At 52.9% G+C, this 16,799-nt stretch carries 15 protein-coding genes, 3 tRNA genes and 1 pseudogene; 4 read left to right on the plus strand and 15 right to left on the minus strand.

The features are described 5' to 3' along the window. The 4 genes and pseudogenes from NSP04_RS15075 to NSP04_RS10425 all read right to left on the minus strand — a co-directional run. Positions 1–83, minus strand: a pseudogene (locus NSP04_RS15075) (GTP-binding protein); the annotation flags it as partial. A 48-nt stretch (positions 84–131) separates the two neighbouring features. Next, positions 132–206, minus strand: a tRNA-Thr gene (locus NSP04_RS10415). A gap of 17 nt (positions 207–223) precedes the next feature. Then, positions 224–297 (minus strand) — tRNA-Gly (locus tag NSP04_RS10420). 53 nt (positions 298–350) lie between these two features. Continuing rightward, positions 351–436 (minus strand) — tRNA-Tyr (locus NSP04_RS10425). Between the two features lie 50 nt (positions 437–486). On the opposite strand from NSP04_RS10425, the gene NSP04_RS10430 reads away from it, so the two are divergent. Beyond that, entirely contained in the window at positions 487–1,710 is a 1,224-nt protein-coding gene (locus NSP04_RS10430) for an AmpG family muropeptide MFS transporter (protein ID WP_257512290.1), read from the plus strand. Here NSP04_RS10430 and NSP04_RS10435 read toward each other — a convergent pair. Next, positions 1,660–2,631 (minus strand): AraC family transcriptional regulator, encoded by a 972-nt coding sequence (locus tag NSP04_RS10435; protein WP_257512291.1) that lies wholly within the window; start codon positions 2,629–2,631, stop codon positions 1,660–1,662. The two genes, NSP04_RS10430 and NSP04_RS10435, sit on opposite strands and share 51 nt — an antisense overlap. 161 nt (positions 2,632–2,792) lie before the next feature. On the opposite strand from NSP04_RS10435, the gene NSP04_RS10440 reads away from it, so the two are divergent. Beyond that, on the plus strand, positions 2,793–3,689 hold the full coding sequence (locus tag NSP04_RS10440) for an alpha/beta fold hydrolase (protein ID WP_257512292.1): 897 nt from the start codon (positions 2,793–2,795) through the stop codon (positions 3,687–3,689). Between the two features lie 22 nt (positions 3,690–3,711). Further along, on the plus strand, positions 3,712–4,533 hold the full coding sequence (locus NSP04_RS10445; RefSeq protein ID WP_257512293.1) for an SDR family NAD(P)-dependent oxidoreductase: 822 nt from the start codon (positions 3,712–3,714) through the stop codon (positions 4,531–4,533). Here NSP04_RS10445 and glmS read toward each other — a convergent pair. The 10 genes from glmS to NSP04_RS10495 form a co-directional block, all read right to left on the minus strand. Continuing rightward, positions 4,520–6,361: a glutamine--fructose-6-phosphate transaminase (isomerizing) gene (glmS, locus tag NSP04_RS10450; RefSeq protein ID WP_257512294.1), complete on the minus strand. Its 1,842-nt coding sequence runs from the start codon at positions 6,359–6,361 to the stop codon at positions 4,520–4,522. The two genes, NSP04_RS10445 and glmS, sit on opposite strands and share 14 nt — an antisense overlap. Positions 6,362–6,377: 16 nt before the next feature. Further along, on the minus strand, positions 6,378–7,745 hold the full coding sequence (gene glmU / locus NSP04_RS10455; protein WP_257512295.1) for a bifunctional UDP-N-acetylglucosamine diphosphorylase/glucosamine-1-phosphate N-acetyltransferase GlmU: 1,368 nt from the start codon (positions 7,743–7,745) through the stop codon (positions 6,378–6,380). Between the two features lie 14 nt (positions 7,746–7,759). Further along, entirely contained in the window at positions 7,760–9,031 is a 1,272-nt protein-coding gene (locus NSP04_RS10460) for an FIST signal transduction protein (protein ID WP_257512296.1), read from the minus strand. Continuing rightward, entirely contained in the window at positions 9,032–9,703 is a 672-nt protein-coding gene (locus NSP04_RS10465; RefSeq protein WP_257512297.1) for a PhaM family polyhydroxyalkanoate granule multifunctional regulatory protein, read from the minus strand. 39 nt (positions 9,704–9,742) lie between these two features. Continuing rightward, complete coding sequence (gene argB / locus NSP04_RS10470) at positions 9,743–10,630, minus strand: acetylglutamate kinase (RefSeq protein WP_257512298.1); 888 nt, start codon at positions 10,628–10,630, stop codon at positions 9,743–9,745. An 88-nt stretch (positions 10,631–10,718) separates the two neighbouring features. Further along, positions 10,719–12,050, minus strand: a complete 1,332-nt coding sequence (gene hslU / locus NSP04_RS10475) for an ATP-dependent protease ATPase subunit HslU (RefSeq protein ID WP_257512299.1) — start codon at positions 12,048–12,050, stop codon at positions 10,719–10,721. Next, on the minus strand, positions 12,047–12,583 hold the full coding sequence (hslV, locus tag NSP04_RS10480; protein ID WP_257512300.1) for an ATP-dependent protease subunit HslV: 537 nt from the start codon (positions 12,581–12,583) through the stop codon (positions 12,047–12,049). Before hslV ends, hslU begins: the two co-directional genes overlap by 4 nt. A 58-nt stretch (positions 12,584–12,641) precedes the next feature. After that, the gene (locus NSP04_RS10485) at positions 12,642–13,643 is read right to left on the minus strand and encodes a septal ring lytic transglycosylase RlpA family protein (RefSeq protein WP_257512301.1); all 1,002 of its coding nucleotides are present in this window, start codon (positions 13,641–13,643) and stop codon (positions 12,642–12,644) included. 17 nt (positions 13,644–13,660) lie between these two features. After that, positions 13,661–14,302 (minus strand): thiol:disulfide interchange protein DsbA/DsbL, encoded by a 642-nt coding sequence (locus NSP04_RS10490; RefSeq protein ID WP_257512302.1) that lies wholly within the window; start codon positions 14,300–14,302, stop codon positions 13,661–13,663. Between the two features lie 4 nt (positions 14,303–14,306). Next, the gene (locus NSP04_RS10495) at positions 14,307–14,885 is read right to left on the minus strand and encodes an SPOR domain-containing protein (RefSeq protein ID WP_257512303.1); all 579 of its coding nucleotides are present in this window, start codon (positions 14,883–14,885) and stop codon (positions 14,307–14,309) included. 172 nt (positions 14,886–15,057) lie between these two features. Between NSP04_RS10495 and ilvA the strand changes: the two genes are divergently transcribed. Further along, positions 15,058–16,578: a threonine ammonia-lyase, biosynthetic gene (ilvA, locus tag NSP04_RS10500; protein WP_257512304.1), complete on the plus strand. Its 1,521-nt coding sequence runs from the start codon at positions 15,058–15,060 to the stop codon at positions 16,576–16,578. The last annotated feature ends 221 nt before the right edge of the window (positions 16,579–16,799 follow it).

The raw sequence follows: 16,799 nt of genomic DNA on the forward strand, positions 1-16,799 counted from the left end.
AATGTTGTCTTGCCATGGTCTACGTGACCAATCGTTCCAACGTTTACGTGTGGCTTCTTACGCTCAAACTTTTCTTTTGCCATGACGACCTCGGTGCGAGCACCCAAACTGGGGAGTGCGGTTAAACGGTATGGTGCTCATGGGCAGGATCGAACTGCCGACCTCTCCCTTACCAAGGGAGTGCTCTACCACTGAGCCACATGAGCATCTTTCTATAAAAGCCTGGAGCGGGTGAAGGGAATCGAACCCTCGTCATAAGCTTGGAAGGCTTCAGCTCTACCATTGAGCTACACCCGCACACCTTGTGACCCCCTTTTCAGGGGCACACTCGGTTAAACTGCTTGAATTCTTGGTGGAGAGAGCTGGATTCGAACCAGCGTAGGCGTACGCCAACAGATTTACAGTCTGCCTCCTTTAGCCACTCGGACATCTCTCCAAAAGAGAACCCCGGATTATGTATGCTTTTTCACACAACGTCAACACCTCATGCCCCCTTTCCGACTTATTTGTATATTAATTCTTGGTTTTTCCAGCGGCCTGCCTTTGGCCTTGACCGGTAGCACGCTTCAAGCGTGGCTGGCGGTTGAAAATGTAGACATTAAGACCATTGGTTTGTATGCAGTGGTGGGATTCCCCTACACCTACAAATTTCTATGGTCGCCTTTCCTTGATTATCTAAAGCCTGGTTTTTTTGATCAGCGGCGTGGCTGGATCGCAATCATGCAGCTTGCCTGTGCAGCCTTGATTGCCGCCATGGCATTCGTGGATGCGCATTCGGCCTGGACTGTGGCGGCAGTGGCCGTGGCGATTGCTTTTTGTTCGTCAACCCAGGACATGGCGATCGACGCCTATAGAACCGACCTGCTTCCTGCCCAGGAAAGGGGGTTGGGTGCCGCGTATTATGTGACGGGCTACAGAGTCGCGATGCTGGTTTCTGGCGGCTTGGCCTTGATTCTGGCTGGGGAGTTTCTGGGCTGGACTGGCACCTACCTGCTGATGGCGGGCCTGATTGCGGCCTGCGCGGTAATTACAGCATTCAGCCCCACTGCGGACACACCCGAGGACCTTGCCAGACGAGAGGTAAAAAGGAAGTTGTTCGACATTGTGAAAGAGTCCACACGCAACTTTTTGAACAAAGAAGCTGCAATCTGGATTCTGCTGTTGATTGTGCTTTACAAGGTGGGCGATGCATTTGCAGGCTCGCTAACCACTGCTTTTTTGCTGAAAGGGCTTGGGTTCACCCTGACTGAAGTGGGTGCAGTGAACAAAACAGTGAGCCTGATCGCTACCTTGATGGGAGCATTTCTGGGCGGCGCCTTAATGACACGGATGGGCCTGTATGGGTCGTTGATGCTGTTCGGAATTTTTCAGGCGGTGTCGAATTTGTCGTTCTGGGTGCTGTCGATTATGGAGCCCAACATTTGGGCCATGGGCAGCGCAGTATTTGTTGAGAACCTGTGCGGTGGCATGGGCACTGCTGCATTTGTCGGCCTGCTGACCAGCCTGTGCAGCAAAGAATTTTCAGCAACGCAGTACGCGCTGCTTTCCTCACTTGCAGCAATGGGTCGGGTGTATCTGGCCGCCCCGGCTGGCTATGTGGTTGCGGGATACGGATGGAGCGATTTCTTTATTTTCTCGACTGCGGCGGCCATTCCTGGATTAATCGCGCTTTACCTGCTCAGGTCGAGTATCAAGAAATTGACGCGGTGAGCAGCCATGCCACTTCTGAAAGGCGTGAATGAATGCAGACGGCGACGAGTAACCTAGCCGGGACGACACTTCCGACACGCTAAGACCTGTGGAGGTGAGTAATTCTTCGGCCATGGTTTGCCGAACTTCGGTGAGCAGGTCGCGGTAGCTGGTGCCCTCAGTGGTTAATCGGCGGCGCAGCGTGCGTTCAGTCATGAAATGGTCGGTGGCAATTTGTGCCAGGCTGGGCGATGAAGAAATATCAGCCAGCAATTTGTTGCGCAACCATGCAGAAACACCGCCCCGTTGCATGCGTCGCGACAACAAACTTTCGAGCTGCACTTCACAGAACTTGGCACTGGTTTCGTTCGATTTTGGCAGCGGCAGGTTCAGCCATTGCTCATCAAAAGTAGCGCGATTGAATTCTGTATTGAATTGCGGCACGCAGGCAAACATGGCTTCGTATTGGGACATGGGCGCATTGGGCGCGAAGGTGAATTCCATGGCACGCAAAGGCAAGCTGACACCGAACAGCTCACGTTGCAAAACCTGAATGGCGGAGCTGTCTCGCTCGGCCACAAATGCACGCACAGCAGGCGGAAGATGATCGACTGACAACACAATGGATGCAACGCCAGCAGATTGTTTTAGCTCTACTTTTGAAAATGCGAATGTAAGGTCGAGGTAACGCAAGCCCAACTCAACTGCCTGTCGAAAAGTCGGACTGGTAATAAGCGCATAACCCCAAATACCATAGGTGGTTAAGTGATATTCAGACCCAGCCATCAACCCCAAACCCGGCACTTTGCCGTGCAAACGGACCAGGTTGTGTATGACTTGTAGCTCCTGATCTGGATCGATTTCAAGATGAGGATCCGCGAGTTGTGCAGGCAAAATGGAAGAGCCTGTAAGCAATGCATTCAGGGGAGAGCCCAAACGCATACCCAGATCGCATAAAATTTTGACGCTGACAACGGTTCGACGTGCTGGCATAACGAAAATAGTTTTGTCCGGAAATGTCAATTGAACTTGATTGTAATCAAGTTCGCCGATGCTAGGGTACTTCTACACTCTATTCAAACACAACGATCAGGAGACTCGATTTGAACACGCTGCTGAATGAGTTTGGATGGGCTGGCCCAGGCGCACACGCGCTTCGCGCAAAACATGCGTTGAACACATCGACATTTGTGCACTGCATGGGCATTGATGTGCACGTGAGCATTGAGGGCAGTGGGCCTGATGTGGTGATGATTCATGGCTTTGCTGCGAGCCTGCACACATGGGACGATGTGTGCAGCCACATGAGCAAGCAGTTCAGAATAATTCGATTCGATTTACCACCCTTTGGACTGACTGGCCCGGTGCTGGACGAACACGGGAAAGTGCGCAAGATGGATGTGGCTTTTTATCAGCGATTTGTTGATGCACTGCTGGATGAACTGCAAGTTAAAAAGTGCGTGATGATCGGGAATTCATTCGGTGGATTTTTGAGTTGGGACCAAGCCCAACGCCACCCTGAACGCGTGCGCGGCTTGATTATTTCAGATGCGGTGGGGTACCACGCCCCCTTGCCGATTTACATTACCTTGTTCACCATTAAACCGATTGCCTGGCTTACCCAGTACACAGTGCCTGCCTTCTTGTTGCGCATGGCAGTTCGCGATGTGTATGGCGACAAACGGAAATTGAAGAAAGAGGTTCTGAACCGATATCTGGAGCTGTTCATGCACAAGCCCAACCGCAGTGCGGTGGGCAAGATGGTGGGCGTGTTTACCGATGGTGAATTGGGCCCTGAACGATTGCCGGAAATTCAGTGCAAAACACTGATTGTGTGGGGCGGAAACGATCGTTGGGTCAGCATAGAAATGGCGGTGAAATTCAACAAAGACATTCCAAATTCAGAATTAAAGATTTACCGCGAAATTGGACACATTCCGATGGAAGAAGCACCGGATCGTTTTGCTGCAGACTGCATCGATTTCATTGAAAAAATATGATTTTAATTATTTGGACTTCATCATGAAAAGCAAAGTGGTTTTTATTACAGGCGGTGCACGCGGTTTGGGCGCTGGTTTGGCCGCGCGCGTATTGATCAAAGGCGGAAAAGCCTTCATTGTGGATGTGAATGCAGATGCAGTGTTTCAACAGGTGGACGCTTTGGGCGGCGAGGCGATTGCAGGCTGCAGGGCCAACGTATGCAATCAGGTTGAACTTGAATTGGCCATGGCCGAATGCAAAGAAAGGTTTGGCCGAATTGATGTGATTGTGGCCAATGCGGGTATTCTAAAAATGGGTTCAATTGAAAACATGAATCCTGCAGATTTTGATGCAGTGATGCAGGTGAATGTGAATGGTGTGTTCAACACAATTCGTGCCGGCATTCCCTATTTGCGAGAGACAAAAGGTTACTTGCAAGTGATTTCATCTCTTGCTGCCGCGATTCACACGCCGCTGATGGGGCACTACGCTGCGTCCAAAGCTGCGGTGGAGGCATTGGCGGATGTGGCACGACAAGAACTGGCACTGGACGGTATTGATGTAGGTTGCGTGCACCCTACTTTCACGAATACTGCCATGATTAAGGAGGTGAACGCGGGCGTACTGTGGGGTGGGCACAAAGGCGCTTTTGGTGCAGTGGAGCCCGAACAGGTCATTGATGCGATGTACCGGGGAATTGAAAAACGCCAGCGCAAAATTATTGCGCCAAAGACGATTACACCTTTGGTTTTGGCACCCGGTTTGTTTCACCGGGTGGCTGAGAAACTAAGCCGCATGCAAGGCTCCGAAAAAGCCTTGCGGAAGTTCAAAGACGATGAAGCAAAAACGGTTATTCGACCGTAACCGACTTCGCAAGGTTGCGGGGCTTATCAACATCCGTGCCCTTGACCAAGGCCACGTGATAAGACAACAACTGCAAAGGCAGGGTGTGCAAAATGGGCGACAAGTGCCCGGCATGATCAAGCAAATTGATGACGTGCACACCATCGGCTTTTTCAATTTTGGTGTCGCGGTCGGCAAAAATATAGAGTTCGCCACCACGCGCGCGCACCTCTTGCAAATTCGATTTTAATTTTTCAATCAAGGTGTCTTTCGGAGCAACGGCAACCACGGGCATGTCGGCATCTACAAGTGCTAGCGGGCCGTGCTTTAACTCGCCAGCGGCATATGCTTCTGCGTGAATGTAACTGATCTCTTTCAGCTTAAGCGCACCTTCCATGGCGATTGGATAATGCACGCCACGCCCCAGGAAAAGTGCGTGCCGCTTTTCTGCAAAACTCGCGGCCAATTCCTTGATTTCAGGTTCAAGTGCAAGGATGTTCTGCATGGCCAAAGGCAAATGCCGAAGCTGAGTGATTAACGTCTTCTCTTGATCAGCAGACAATTTGCCACGCAGCTTGGCCATAACCATGGTGAAGGTAAACAGCGCGGCCAACTGAGTGGTGAATGCTTTGGTGGAAGCCACGCCGATTTCTGGGCCTGCGCGTGTAAGAAACCTTAATTTACTAGCGCGAATCAGCGCAGATTCTGGCACATTACAAATGGACAAGGCGTTCACCATGCCTTGAGATTTGGCGTGTTCCAGCGCTGCCAATGTATCGGCTGTTTCGCCAGATTGCGAAATGGTAATCACCAAGGTGTTGGGCAAACTGACACTGGTACGGTAGCGATATTCACTGGCAATTTCCACGCTGGTAGGCAAGGCGGCAATTGATTCAAGCCAGTAACGCGCAACCAAAGCGGCGTGGTAACTTGTGCCACAAGCCAATATCAGCACCTGCTGAATACCGGGAAGAACATCGCCCGCTTCGGCGCCAAACAGCTCGGGCTTGACGGCCGACGCATTGCTGACCATTTCCAATGTGGCGGCAATGGCGCCGGGTTGCTCATAAATTTCTTTTTGCATGTAGTGGGCGTAGGGACCCAGTTCCACCGCATCGGCTGACAACTGACTTTCGATAATAGGCCGCTCGACGGTGTTGCCAGCCTCATCGTAAAAAGACACGCCTGTAGTTTCTAACTGAACCACGTCGCCTTCTTCAAGGTAAGTAATCAGCTTTGTGTATGCCACCAAAGCGGAGGCATCCGAGGCCAGAAAGAATTCGCCTTCGCCATGCCCAACCAGCAATGGTGCGCCTTTCTTGGAGGCCACCAAATTCAATCGTGCCGTGTTGCAAATCACTGCGATGGCAAACGCTCCTTCCAGTTGCTTGACTGTGGCCTGCACCGCAGCCAACAATGGCAGGCCTTGCACCAAGTGCTTGTGGCACAGATGGGCTATTACTTCTGTGTCGGTGTCGGATTGAAATACATAGCCCTGCGCGGTGAGTGCCCTACGAATGTCTTCGTGATTTTCAATGATGCCGTTGTGCACCACACTGACTGAAATGCCCTGCCCTTCACTGACGTGCGGGTGAGCGTTGCGTTCGCTGGGCACGCCGTGCGTGGCCCAACGTGTGTGGGCAATGCCCATGCGGGCGGCCAGTGTTTTGGTGGTGGAATCGAGTTCAACAACGCGGCCCACACTGCGTGCGCGTTGAATGGATTGATCGCTATTGGACTGAATGGCCAAACCTGCGGAATCGTATCCGCGGTATTCGAGTTTTTTCAGGCCATCAATCAACACTGGCACGCTGTTGGTTTTTGAAAGTACGCCGACTATTCCGCACATGGTGGGAGGTATTCCTTTATTTTTTGGTTGATTTGACCGGGCGCTTCCAGCCCGTGATCGTAACTTGCTTCGCGCGTGAAACAGTCAACGCATGTTCAGGTGCATCCTTGGTCAGCGTGGTGCCAGCACCGAGTGTGGCACCTTTTTTCACGGTGACTGGCGCAACCAGCTGGGTGTCGGAGCCAATAAATACGTCGTCTTCAATGATGGTGAGGTGTTTGTTCGCCCCATCGTAATTGCAGGTGATGGTGCCTGCACCCACGTTTACGCGCTCGCCAATTTGCGCATCACCGATGTAGGCCAGGTGATTGGCCTTGGACTGGTGGGCAATGCTTGCATTTTTCACCTCGACGAAATTGCCGATGTGTACTTCATTGCCCAGCTTGGCACCGGGGCGCAGGCGTGCGTAGGGGCCAATGACGGCATTTTCACCCACGGTTGCATCTGCCAAATGGGAGTAAGCCTCTACGCGCGTACCCGCCGCAATGGTGACGTTATTCAGAACACAGTAGGGGCCAATCGACACATTGTTGCCCAAGCTCACCTTGCCCTGAAACACACAGCCCACGTCGATGGACACGTCAGTGCCGCAGACCAGATCGCCGCGCAAATCAATTCGTGCGGGGTCGAGCAATTGCACACCTTCCAGCATCAGTTTTTCAGCTTGGTGCAACTGCCAAATTCGCTCAAGTTCTGCCTGCTGAATGCGAGAGTTCACGCCAGAGACTTCCCAACTGTTTGCAGGCTGCGAAGTGCGCACCAGCAAGCCCTCGGCATGCGCCATGGCAATGATGTCGGTGAGGTAGTACTCGCCTTGAGCATTGTTGTTACTGAGCTGGCTGACCCATTGCTTAAGCTGCACCGTGGGGCAAGCCAAAATGCCGGTATTGACTTCCGTGATGGCCTGCTGGGCGAGCGTGGCGTCTTTCTGTTCGACAATGCCAACCACTGCGCCTTCTGCATCGCGAAGAATGCGCCCATAGCCTTGCGGATTTGGCATGTTCAATGTCATCAAACCCAGCTGACCAGCCTGTGCGGCCTTCACCAGGGGTCGTAAAGAATCAAACTGAATAAGCGGCACATCGCCGTACAAAATCAGCGTAACCGGGTGGTCTGCCAAGGCGGAGCTGGCACATTGAACGGCATGGCCCGTGCCAAGCTGCTCGGTTTGTTCTGCAAAATGAACGCTGGAATTCGACGCCAAGTGTTGCTTTACTTCGTGCGCACCATGACCAACCACAACCACCACATGTGGGTTTTCATATTGTGAAGCAGTACCCAAAACGCGCGACAGCATGGACTGCCCACCCACAGCGTGAAGCACCTTGGGCAAGGCGGATTTCATTCGCGTGCCCTTGCCTGCAGCCAGAATCAAAATATTCATATTCGTAATCAAATTTAGAAAAATAAGGCCAACACGCCCGTGTACCCATACAGGGCACCCCGGAAAATTTCACCATTGGCAGAAAACCCGATCAAGGGAATGTCGCCAAGTTGTTCGCGCACAATTTGTTGCTCGACGCCTTGCAAGCCAAAAAGTGCTGCGCCTCGCCCATTGCATGCAATGTACACTGCACCACGCGGTTTGCGCTGAGAATGGATTCCAGAAAAACCAGCAGCCTGAAGTTCGTTCAGCTTGGGTGCCGGTGCATCCAAGTCTTCACGAAGTTCAGCACACATGCGGGTTAGGTCCATTCGGGCTGAGTTTTCATCGCGTGTGCAAAATGAAAGGCGGTCACCCAGCTTGAAGTCTTCGGCCACGGCCAGAGATTTCTTGTTGGGGTCCATGCCCACAACCGGGCGAACCTTAAGTTGATGCGCTTCCGAGCGACCTGCTGAAATGCCCCTTAAGGCCACTGCCTCGGCCAGCGATTGGTCGGTTAGGCCTACAAACAAACCGTGGGCGAATCGTTTGGCCAACACATCGGCGGCCTGATTGGCCGGATTTTCTTCATCGGTGTCGGGCTGCAAGCCAAGGTCGGTGAGCAAGACATCGAGTGCAGGAAGACCATCGAGTTCTTCAACAAAATTACCGCGCAAGCCAGTAATTTCATGTTCAGCACCCACCACTTGTACGCCTTGGGTCATACGCACCTCGATGGGCAGGCCACTGGCAAACACCACGCCAGATACCCCGCCAGACAAAGGCTCGATTGCAATGTGCGTTTTTGCCGCGCCTGCGCAAACAAGCCCACCGAATATTTGACGGGTGCTGACTTTCAATGACAAGTCATCAAGCAGGTCGTCGATGTCTTCTGTCAAAGGATCGATGTGTATTAGCGCAGAAGACATGGCTTCCCGACCCGAGGCGGTGAGTGTGCCAGGCTTTGGAAGGGGCACCTTGCCTGAAAAAACACGAGCAGAGTCTGCAGGAAATTCCATCAACATGACGGCCAATGCGGGTTCTTGGTAGTACTCCACGCCACTGCTGCAAACCCCGGGCGCAATGCCACCCACCCAGTCTTTGAAACCGGTTCGCTGTTTTAAACCTTGCAAAATTTGCGGCATGGTTTCTGCAAATGCTTCAGTGGCGTAAATCAGGCCCAGCTTCTGTGGCCGAGTGATGTCGCTTGCGAACTGCTCCAGTTGCATTTGGCCTTCGAGCTGCACCAACACGAGTTCAAGTGCTTCCCTCCAGTTGGGGTGTGTGGCGTGGCCAAATCGAAACATCTAAGTCCTTGTGCGCGTGGTGCGAGCCTTGGTGGTAGTGCTGCTTGCCGGCTTTTTACGCGGAGTTGACGCGCGCTTGACCTTGGGTTTTGCTGCAGCGGCTGCAACTTTCTTAGCCGCAGCTTCGCCGTCGGGATTCAGTCCAGGGGCTGTAATGGCTGCCGCCGCCACTTTGTTGAACTGATCTTGCAACAAGCCCCACCATGCGGTTGCGTTGGACATCATGGCTTTGGATGATTCTTGCGAGGCAGCGCTTGCATCACTGTCCGCTGGCTCTGGATCGGGATCTGGCATGCGGGGTGCCACGGGCTCAACTCGAGGGACCGGCGGCGGGGCCACTGCAGCCTGCATGGCGTTTCGAATCAGTTCGTCATTCACGGCTTTGTTGACATCGCTTGGGCGATCGCCACCCAAACCCAAGTTCGAGCTAAAAGACTTGATGGTCGCAATGGTGCCGCGCTGCACTTCCAACCCTTGAATTGTGGCGCGCAACATGCTGAGGTTGACATTCAACCACTGCTCGACTGCTTTCAAATCGGAAATCCGTTTGTCGAGCTCGTCGAGATCGGTGGTGGGATTCATTACGCTGGGGATTGGTAAATTTCCCCAGATTTTTTTTACAAAATCAAAACCATCGGTGACCGACAGATTGGGTATTCGTTTGTTCGACATATCTCCCCCTGCGTGTTTCGCGGATTGGCCCGCGCGTAATCAGTGGCTTCGGATCATGGTGCCAATACCCTGATCGGTGAGAATTTCGAGCAACAGACAGTGCGGCACACGACCATCTACCACGTGAACCGAGTTTACTCCGCTTTTTGCCGCCTCGATGGCTGAGGACAGTTTGGGTAGCATGCCACCTGAAATGGTGCCGTCTTCAAACAGCTCATCAATGCGCTTGGCGGTCAGCCCGGTCAACAGCTTGCCGTCTTTGTCCAGAACACCAGGCGTGTTGGTCATCATGATCAACTTTTCAGCTTTCAATATTTCAGCGATTTTGCCAGCCACCAAGTCTGCGTTGATGTTGTAGGCCATGCCGTCTTCACCGAAACCGATGGGTGAAATGACAGGAATAAAAGCATCGTCTTGCAAGGCTTTCACAATGGCGGGGTCAATGGATGCAATCTCACCCACAAAACCGATGTCGTGAAATTTTCCAGGTTCGCTTTTGTCAGCCAGTTTCATGCGGCGTGCCTGAATAAGGCCACCATCTTTACCAGTCAGCCCCACGGCTTTGCCGCCGTGTTCATTGATCATCATGACGATGTCTTGTTGCACCTGGCCACCGAGTACCCACTCCACCACTTCCATGGTTTCCTCGTCGGTTACACGCATGCCCTGAATGAATGTGCCCTGCTTGCCGATACGGCGCAAAGCCTCATCGATTTGTGGGCCCCCACCATGCACCACGATCGGGTTGATGCCCACAAGCTTGAGCAGCACCACATCGTGCGCAAATGATTTTTGCAGGTTGACATCAGTCATGGCGTTGCCACCGTACTTCACCACCACGGTTTTGCCATGGAAACGGCGAATGTAAGGCAGCGCCTCGGACAAAACTTTGGCTTTGATGGCTGGGGTAAGAATGTCGGTGGTCATGGGCTGTCCGGGTAGAAATGTGGGCACAAAAAACATTTTAAAGCCAATCTACCCGGACAAATGATGCGGCAATGCCGATCAGCCGATTCTAGAGAATGAATTGCGCGAGATCTTCCGATTTGGCGGCTTCACCCAGGCGGGAATCAACAAATTCAGCTGTAATTGTTACAGCTTTCGGCTGGCCATTGGCATCAAAAGCTACTTCTTCCAAAAGACGCTCCATCACTGTGTACAAACGTCGAGCACCAATGTTTTCGGTTTTCTCGTTCACAGTAAATGCTATCTCGGCCAGCCTGCGCACGCCTTCGTCGGTGAATTCCAGTTCTACACCGTCGGTGGCCAGCAAGGCTTTGTACTGCTCGGTCAAACAGGCGTCCGTGCTGGTCAGAATTCGCTTGAAATCGTCCACGGTAAGCGATTCCAGTTCAACCCGGATCGGGAAGCGACCCTGAAGTTCAGGAATAAGGTCCGAAGGACGGGACAAGTGGAATGCGCCGCTGGCCACAAACAAAATATGGTCTGTTTTTATCATGCCGTACTTGGTGTTGACCGTGGTGCCTTCAACCAATGGCAACAAATCGCGCTGCACACCCTGGCGAGACACATCGGTGCCACGGCCATCGGCCTTGGTGGCGATTTTGTCGATTTCATCGAGAAACACGATACCGTCTTGTTCAACGCGAACAATTGCTTTAGCGCGCACTTCTTCTTCATTTACTCGCTTGGCCGCTTCTTCATCTTGAATGACCTTCAGTGCCTCAGACACTTTCATTTTGCGCAACTTTTTCTTGCCGCCCGACATGTTTTGAAACATGGATTGCAATTGCCCGGTCAGCTCTTCCATGCCGGGGGGACCAACCACATCCAAATTGGGTGACGTTGCAGCCACTTCGATTTCAATTTCTTTGTCGTCGAGTTCGCCTGCGAATAACTTTTCACGAAAACGAATCCGCGTGCGGTTTTCGTCGGGTTCCGGCGCTTTTTCTGTGAATCCGAAATCGCGTGCGGGAGGCAGCAAAGCATCCAGTACACGATCAAAAGCGGCTGTCTTGGCTTCTTCAACCACACCGCCCTGCGCTTCTTCGCGCACCTGCTTCAATGCAATTTCCATCAAGTCGCGAATGATGGTGTCGACATCGCGACCCACATAACCCACCTCAGTGAACTTGGTGGCCTCGATCTTTATGAAAGGCGCATTGGCAAGCCTGGCAAGGCGACGTGCAATCTCGGTTTTGCCCACACCTGTGGGGCCGATCATCAAAATGTTTTTGGGTGTAATTTCTTGGCGCAAAGGCATGGCCACTTGCATGCGGCGCCAACGGTTGCGAAGTGCCACAGCGACAGCGCGTTTCGCAGCATCTTGGCCGACAATGTTCTTGTTGAGTTCTTCAACAATGTTTGCGGGGGTCAATTGAGTCATGGCAGCACTTCGATGGTGTGGTGTTGGTTGGTGTAAATACACAATTCGCCGGCAATCGTAAGTGCTTTCTTCACGATTTCTTCGGGCTGCAATTCGGTGTTTTCAAGCAATGCTTTGGCTGCGGAATGTGCATACGCGCCGCCGCTGCCGATGGCCACCAGACCTTGCTCGGGTTCCAGTACATCACCGTTGCCGGTAATAATAAGGGAATGATTTTCATCGGCCACGGCCAGCATGGCTTCTAGCCTGCGCAGCATGCGATCGGTGCGCCATTCCTTGGCCAGCTCTACCGCAGCACGCAGCAAGTGGCCCGAGTGTTTTTCAAGTTGTGCCTCAAAATGCTCAAACAGCGTAAACGCGTCGGCCGTGCCGCCCGCAAACCCAGCGAGAATTTTATTGTGATGCAAGCGGCGAACCTTGCGCGCTGAGCCTTTGACCACAATGTGGCCCAAAGTAACCTGCCCGTCGCCACCAAGTGCAACCTTGCTGCCCCGGCGTACGGACAAAATGGTGGTTCCGTGATATTGCTCCATGCCTTTCCTTAGTTGGGTGTGTTGCCCTTTGGCGGGCTGATTCTTGATTTGGGGACGATCAGGGCAGGATCAAGTCTTGCTTGATGACGGGCTCGACGTTAACAAATGCAGTGAGCTCGATGGCCGCTTCATTGGCCTGGTCAATTGACATGAATGGCCCTACCAGGACGCGGTGAACCCCCGACTCAGACAAAATTTGGCTGACCTTGCCAAAACTTTCATGATTGGTGGAAACCTGATTCACCAAGGCTTCGGCGTTGCTTTTGCTGCCGAATGCGCCAATTTGAAGGTAGAGCGGTGTCCGGTGAGCAGGCACCAAGGCTGATGGCTTAGGCATGCCAACTTGCTCAACACGCACGCCATTGTTGGCCAGCTGCCTGCCATTTTTATCGGCGTGGTATTGGGCAATTGCATCGGGTGTCATTTTTTCAACCAGCACGTCTGCACTGCCTTGTCGAATGTAGTCGAGTTGAAAAGCCGCGGCGTAGCTTAGGTCGATAATTCGGCCCCGCAAGAAGGGGCCTCGGTCGTTCACACGAACAATGACAGACTTGCCATTGGTCAGATTGGTCACCTTGGCATAACTGGGCAGCGGCAAAGTGGGGTGCGCCGCTGTCATTTGATGCATGTCGTAAATTTCACCGTTGGCAGTTTTGGCACCATGAAATTTCTTGCCATACCAACTGGCTCGTCCTTTTTGGGTGTAAGGCTCTTCCAACGATGTTTGCGGTTTGAAGCTTTGACCCATGACGGTGTATGGCCGAGTGTTGCGAATCGCAATGGGCTCCAACTGGGGGACTGCGGACGGCAGATCGTCCAGGTTGGCTGGGCGAAGATCGCCGGGGCCATCGTCCAAGTAGTATCCACCACCTTGGGGCGCAGGCTCCCAATTTTCATGTTTGACCGGCGGTGGCGCACTGGGCTTGCTTGCAATTTGACGCGGCGCAGGAGGGGGGCTTGGCTGATCCAGAGGAACACTCGAACAGGCACCAAGTCCCAACGCCAAGCTGGCCACTGCCAGACCGCGAATCAAGCTACCCCAACAGACCACTGCCCCCATGCTCACCCCCTAACCGATTAAGCCTGACGCTGACGCTTGATCAGCGTTTCCGCAACCCGAATTGCATTGTCTTCAGAACCCGCAATGGACGCAGAGGTGAAAAACTTGCCATCAATGCCCAGAGTGGGCACACCATCGGCACCGTAGTTTTCAAACAAGGCTTTGGCTTGTGCACATTTGGCGTTCACACCAAAGGACTTGAATACGTTAGCAAACTCTTCTCGCTTAAGGCCTATTGACTCGGCGAAATCGAAAATTTGGGCGTCGTTGGCCAATTGCTTTTTGTCTTTGTGCATGGCCTCGAACACTTTGATGTTCGCCACATCCAGCTTTCCCATCGCTTCAAGAGTGTAATACAGACGCTGATGGCCTTGGAAGTTGACTCGCTGGCTTTGGAACACAATTGGCACCTTGGTGAACACCACGTCGCTGGGCAGCTTTTTGGCCCAAGCATTCACTTTGGGCTCAAAGTTGTAGCAATGAATACATCCATACCAGAAAAACTCAACCACATCGATTTTTCCTGGAGTAGAGCGCGGCACTTCTTTGCTGACCTTGCGAAAGGCTCCAGAATCCTGAGCGATGACCGGCGACAAACCGCCGAGCGAGCCCACCACACCCAATGCCACCGCACTTTGAATTAATTCACGACGCTTCATGTTTTTACTCCTTGACTACAGTTGCTTCGAATCCACCTTTGGTAAGCGGGATTCGGGCTTGATAGGCTTCATTCGCACTGACGAAGGGGCCAACACGAACGCGATTCACAATATTTCCGTTGACCTCACCCACAGCGATTTCCGATTCAGTTCCAACGAAGGCCAACTGCGCCCGCAATTGCTCCGCATCTTCCCGATTCCTGAAACTACCCAACTGCAAGAAGTAGACGGTCTGGGCAACAGGTTCAACTTGCTCGGTTGGAGTGGAGTCGGCGGTCTGAGGTTCCGTTCCCTGCTGGAATGGGTCTGCAGTTACCACATTGCCTTGATTAGCATTGGCTTTTCCATAAATTGCAGAATTCGGATCGGGGGGGTTATTGCCAGGGCCTGGCGACACCTTGGCCACCGCGCCCTGCGTTTCAGCCCCCGAGAAAGGCAATTCAGACTTGCTGACAAAGAGGGCCACGCCCAACGCGATTAGCAGTCCAAACACCATGCCGAATACGAAAGCCGGAATGGCGTTGCCCTTGGATTTGTGGGCTTGGGGTTTTGCTTTTGATTGAGCCGATTTTGATTGTGCCATTGGGGGTTTGAACCTGTCCTTGAAAAACTCACCCTGAATTATGCCCGAAGGCGACCCGCAGATGCGACCCAAACGCGCCGGGCACTGAATGGGATTGTCCTCATGCTGTAAAGTGTAGCCTGCGTGGGCAATGCCCATATTTCAATCAAAAAGTCGCCAAAAAAGGTGTTTTGTGGGTCTAGACTATCTAAAACGCATACTGACTGCGAAAGTTTACGATGTGGCCATCGAAACTCCACTGGAGCGTGCGCATTCTTTGTCGATACGCACCGGCAATGAGGTGTTGCTCAAGCGCGAGGACATGCAAAAGGTGTTCAGCTTCAAGCTGCGCGGTGCTTACAACAAGATGGCGCACCTTACCCCGATTCAGCTTGAACGCGGCGTGATTGCTGCATCTGCAGGCAACCATGCGCAGGGCGTGGCCTTGTCTGCGGCCAAAATGAATTGCCTGGCCACCATTGTGATGCCCACCACCACCCCCGCCCTGAAAATTGATGCGGTTAAACGCTTTGGCGGCGACTGGGTGAATGTGGTGCTGTTTGGTGAGAGTTACAGCGATGCGGCAGGCCACGCCGCCGAATTGGCAAAAGCAAAAGGGTTAACCTTCGTACACCCATTTGATGACCCTGACGTCATTGCGGGCCAAGGCACCGTGGGCATGGAAATTCTGCGCCAGCACCAAAACCCGATTCATGCCATTTTTATTGCCATTGGTGGCGGTGGTTTGGCTGCGGGTGTGGGTGCTTATGTAAAGCAACTGCGCCCAGATATTAAAATCATTGGCGTGCAAACCATAGATTCCGACGCCATGGCCCAAAGCATGGAGAACCACCAACGCGTGACTTTGGCTGAGGTGGGCCTGTTTTCCGACGGTACCGCAGTGAAACTGGTGGGCGAAGAAACCTTCCGCCTGTGCGAGAAATATGTGGACGGCATTGTGCGGGTAACAACCGATGAAGCTTGTGCCGCCATTAAGGACGTGTTTCAAGACACCCGCAGCATTCTGGAACCCGCCGGTGCATTGGCTGTGGCGGGCTTGAAGCAATACGCCGCTGAAATGGGTTTGCAAAACCAGACACTGGTTGCGATTTCCTGTGGCGCCAACATGAACTTTGACCGCCTGCGCTTTGTGGCAGAACGTGCCGAAGTGGGCGAACAGCGCGAAGCAATTTTCGCGATTACAGTGCCGGAAGAACGCGGCAGTTTCAGGAAATTTTGTGACCTGCTGGGCCCCACGAATGTGACTGAATTCAACTACCGCATGTCCGATTCAGCCAAGGCCAATATTTTTGTGGGCATTCAAATCGGCAACCGGGCGCAGGCTGATGAGCTGCAACAACGCTTTATCGCCTCAGGCTTTGATGCTCTGAACCTGACCGACGATGAAATGGCTAAGCTGCACTTGCGCCACATGGTGGGCGGCCGTTCGAATTTGGCTGACCATGAACTGGTGTACCGCTTTGAATTTCCCGAGCGGCCTGGTGCACTGACCAAATTCCTGACCGCTTTGAACCCTGGCTGGAACATCAGTCTGTTTCACTACCGCAACCATGGTGCTGACTATGGCCGCATTCTGGTGGGCATTCAAGTGCCACCCGCGGACCATGCTGAGTTCGACAAGTTTGTGAAACAGTTGGGCTACCCGGCGGTGAACGAAACCGAGAACCCGGCGTACAAGCTGTTTTTGAAGTGATGACGATGCTTCGCAAAGCTTGAAGTCGCTTGGTGCAGATTGAATGCCTGATGCTTCATGGCCTTGTCGGGCTTTGGTTCCCTTATTTGATTCTTGCTCGGTGCATGCGAAACGCCAAGCGTGTTCGCATCATGCCCTTCGGGCCTGCACCTCGCATTAAATCAAACCGGGAAGCCCGCCTTGAATCGGCCACAAAGCATCAGGCACACAACATTTCCTAG

Origin of the sequence: Limnobacter parvus (assembly GCF_024623725.1) — a bacterium.
Lineage (GTDB): Bacteria > Pseudomonadota > Gammaproteobacteria > Burkholderiales > Burkholderiaceae_B > Limnobacter > Limnobacter parvus.